The organism is Dellaglioa sp. CoH-55-MRSF-8 (assembly GCF_056782195.1).
The window spans coordinates 1-232 of record NZ_JBXAYH010000276.1 but is presented as its reverse complement, the minus strand read 5'-3'; the positions used below and the strand labels follow the sequence as shown (position 1 = coordinate 232).

Below are 232 nucleotides of genomic sequence, written 5' to 3'. Positions count from 1 at the left end.
GCGCCGGCTGAGGTGGAAGGTGCGGGTGGTGACGTCGGCCGGGTCGACGTCGGCGACCATGCTGACGGTTTCCGGGCCGAGGGTGGAGAGCTCGTCGACGAAGGTGACGCACACTCCGAGCGCACCGAGAGCGATTATCCGGTCGAGGATCTGTGTGCCGAGGAAGATCGCGTCGCTCACGGTCGTCGAGGTGAAGATCTCGTTCATGATGATGATGCTGTCGCCGGTGGCC

The 232-nt window shown here is 65.1% G+C and carries 1 protein-coding gene; it reads right to left on the bottom strand.

The genetic code is table 11. From position 1 onward, the window contains the following. Positions 1-232: hypothetical protein (locus AC1RPW_RS08725; RefSeq protein WP_481769568.1), on the bottom strand; the 232-nt coding region annotated here is incomplete at both ends.